The 3221-nt window shown below is 55.4% G+C and carries 2 protein-coding genes and 1 pseudogene; 2 read left to right on the forward strand and 1 reads right to left on the reverse strand.

The window, feature by feature from the left end:
• Window positions 1-255 (forward strand): annotated as a pseudogene (locus ACLL9E_RS00135) (protein CapI); the annotation flags it as partial.
• Here the strand turns inward: ACLL9E_RS00135 and ACLL9E_RS00140 are convergent.
• On the reverse strand, window positions 237-890 hold the full coding sequence (locus tag ACLL9E_RS00140) for a TetR/AcrR family transcriptional regulator (protein ID WP_411289718.1): 654 nt from the start codon (window positions 888-890) through the stop codon (window positions 237-239). The pseudogene ACLL9E_RS00135 and the gene ACLL9E_RS00140 sit on opposite strands and share 19 nt — an antisense overlap.
• 271 nt (window positions 891-1161) lie before the next feature.
• On the opposite strand from ACLL9E_RS00140, the gene ACLL9E_RS00145 reads away from it, so the two are divergent.
• On the forward strand, window positions 1162-3117 hold the full coding sequence (locus ACLL9E_RS00145) for a polysaccharide biosynthesis protein (protein WP_411289719.1): 1956 nt from the start codon (window positions 1162-1164) through the stop codon (window positions 3115-3117).
• Window positions 3118-3221: the final 104 nt, after the last annotated feature.

Genomic DNA, 3221 nt, shown 5'->3' on the forward strand with positions numbered 1-3221 from the left:
GGCGATCACAGGGTGCTCAACATTGGCGACAGCCACCCCGTTGGCCTTATGGACATGATCGAGACGCTAGAAAAAGCAATTGGCCGCGAAGCGGTCAAGGTGATGCGCCCGATGCAGCCGGGCGATGTGACCGCAACCTTTGCCGATGTGTCGAAGCTTCATGCGCTGACCGGCTATAAACCTAAAGTCATGCTGGCCGAAGGTTTGGAAAAATTCGCGGACTGGTACCGCGCTTATTACGGCGTGGCGTCTTGATCGCTCGCGTTCAGCTGGGCTTGCCATTCATCGAACGACGCAGCGAGCTTCCGGCCCGCAATTTGCCGTCCGGCTTCGCGCGGTAAGCCAAGCGACGCGGACAATGGCCCACCCAGCAATGCGTCGCCAAGCGCCATCAGAACCATCTCAAGCGTCAATTCATGCAGCGATGTGTCGGCATGCCCCTCTTCGGCGATTTCGTCGACCAGCTTGTGGATTGCTTCGACAATCGGGTCGAGCGCGTCTTCATTGCCCGATAACAGCATCCACGAAGCCAGCGCGCCAGCACCTTCGCGGTCGAAATGGTCAAAAATCAAATCCGCCAGTTCTTGCGGCGTGACAACTCCGCCGCGCATTTGCATAACCGCTTCGGCAATTTTACTGCGGATATTATTACCCATATAGGCGGCCAGCGCGCGCTGAAGCCCGGATGCAGATCCAAAATGGTGCAACAAATTGGCATGGGTCCGACCGATACGGCCAGCAACGGCTTTCAAAGTGACCGCCTGCGGCCCAGCCTCAAGCAAAAGCCCGCGCGCCGCCTCAAGCGCCGCCATCCTGCTGGCTTCCGGGCTCAATCGGCGCGGCATGCCGGCGTCTTTAATGTCGATAATCTTGGATGCCTGGACTGTCATTTTTTTACGCGGGACCCCCGTTTACATTTAGACGCTACGCCAAATGCCGCGCATATCCAAGGGTATTGCTGGGCGCTATATGTTGGCAAGCGGACAAACCTGTATGCCAACGTTTACATGGCGAAAGTTGTAGCGCCTACGCAACATTTGGCCATTATGCGCTCAGATGAGGCCCGGCACGGCGGCCATTGCTTGAATATACCGTTAAGTTTCTGTAGTTGCGCCGCCGGGATAGAGCAAAATGCGCGATGATCTTGGGGAATGCGCCAAAATGACCAGTAAACGCAAAGCAGCCACGCCAAAAATTTCCGCCAATATTATTGCGGGTCTGTCGGTTGTTGCCAACCTCGACCGGCGGATGAAAAAAATTATCGCGTTTGTCGTTGATTCAGCGATCTGCGTTTTTGCTATCTGGCTCGCTTTCTCCTTACGGCTCGGCGACTGGCAACTCTGGAATGCGCCTATCCGCAACGTGCTTGTCGCGTCCTTCTTCATCTGGCCGCCAATCTTTTTGGCGCTTGGTATCTACAGATCAATCTTCCGTTTTGCGGGCTCCGGAACGCTCACCGAACTTGCACGAGCTATTGCGATATACCTGGTATTTATGACGGCGATTTTTACCATCATTGGTCTGCCCGGTGTCCCGCGAACGCTCGGTATTCTGGTGCCGATACTCTTTTTTCTCGGCTTGGTGATGAGCCGGATTGTCGTGCGTTACATCATCAGCGATCTTCTGGGGCAGCGTGCCTTTGGCGGCGAGACCAAACGGGTATTGATTTATGGCGCAGGCAGCGCGGGCCAGCAACTTGCCTTGTCGACACGCCATTACCCCGGCATGTTTCTCTTGGGTTTCGTAGATGACGACCGCCGTTTACGTGGGCAGCGACTGGACGGAAGTCCGGTTTATCATTCGAGCGACTTGGTAGCTCAAGTGGAGCGCCTGGACGTGACGGACATATTGCTTGCCGTGCCGTCGATGAGCCGAAGCAAGCGCAAAGGCATCGTTGACGACCTGAAGCGTTTCAGTGTGCATGTGCAAACCCTCCCGCAAATTCAGGATATTGTGGCGGGCAAAGTGTCGATTGCGGATTTGCGCGAAGTTGAGGTCGACGATTTGTTGGGCCGCGACGCCGTGGCACCTAATGACTTGCTTATGGGGCGGACGATCCTGAGCAAGACCGTCATGGTCACAGGTGCCGGCGGTTCGATCGGCAGCGAATTGTGCCGGCAGATCATGGCGATCGGCCCGCAAAAGCTCGTCCTTGTCGAAATGACCGAATATGCCCTGTACAAGATTGAGCAGGAGCTTCGCGAGAATGCCGCCGCTGGCATTTTCCGGACGGACATCGAAATCCATCCCGAGCTGATTAACACGACCGCCGCGCGCCCGGTATCATCCTTGCTCGCGGCCTATTGTCCCGACACCATTTTTCACGCCGCTGCTTACAAGCATGTGCCGTTGCTTGAGCATAATCCCATTTCGGGCATGGGTAACAACATAATCTCCACCAGAAACCTTGTGCAGGCGGCTGAACAAAATGATGTCGCGCATTTCATACTGATCAGTACAGACAAAGCGGTTCGGCCGACCAATGTCATGGGCGCGAGCAAGCGCGTATGTGAACAAATTCTGCAGGCAAAAGCCAAGGTCGGTTCAAAGACGCGATTCAGCATGGTACGGTTCGGCAACGTGCTTGGATCAAGCGGGTCAGTGGTGCCCAAGTTTAAAGAGCAGATTGCCAATGGCGGTCCAGTCACGCTTACCCACAAGGACATCATCCGTTATTTCATGACAATTCCCGAAGCCGCGCAACTCGTAATTCAAGCCGGGAGCATGGCAAAGGGCGGCGAAGTGTTTGTTCTCGACATGGGTAAGCCGGTCAAGATTTACGATTTGGCAAGCACGCTAATCAACCTGTCAGGGCTGACCGTACGCGATAACGACAATCCTGATGGAGACATTGCGATTGAAGAAATCGGGCTTCGACCTGGTGAAAAGCTTTTTGAAGAATTGCTCATTGGCGAAAACCCGATGCCGACAAAGCACAAGCGGATTATGCAAGCGTTGGAAGGCCATATCGATTGGCGGGAACTATCCGCGGCGTTGGATAGGCTGGAACAACATGTCCATGCGGGCAACCGCGATGCCGCAGTCAGCCTGCTACGTGAACTGGTACCCGAGTATCAGCCAAACCAAGATGGCTTAACCGGCGCAGCTGCTGCCTAAGCCGCCTGAAGGCGTTCCATATGTTCGCGGATGGTGAACGCGGGTGGGCGGCGGACGTCGGCGGGCTCGGCGCTGGCGTCATCCAGTGACTTTTCGTACAGTGC

The organism is Sphingorhabdus sp. (assembly GCF_046596595.1).
GTDB lineage: Bacteria > Pseudomonadota > Alphaproteobacteria > Sphingomonadales > Sphingomonadaceae > Sphingorhabdus_B.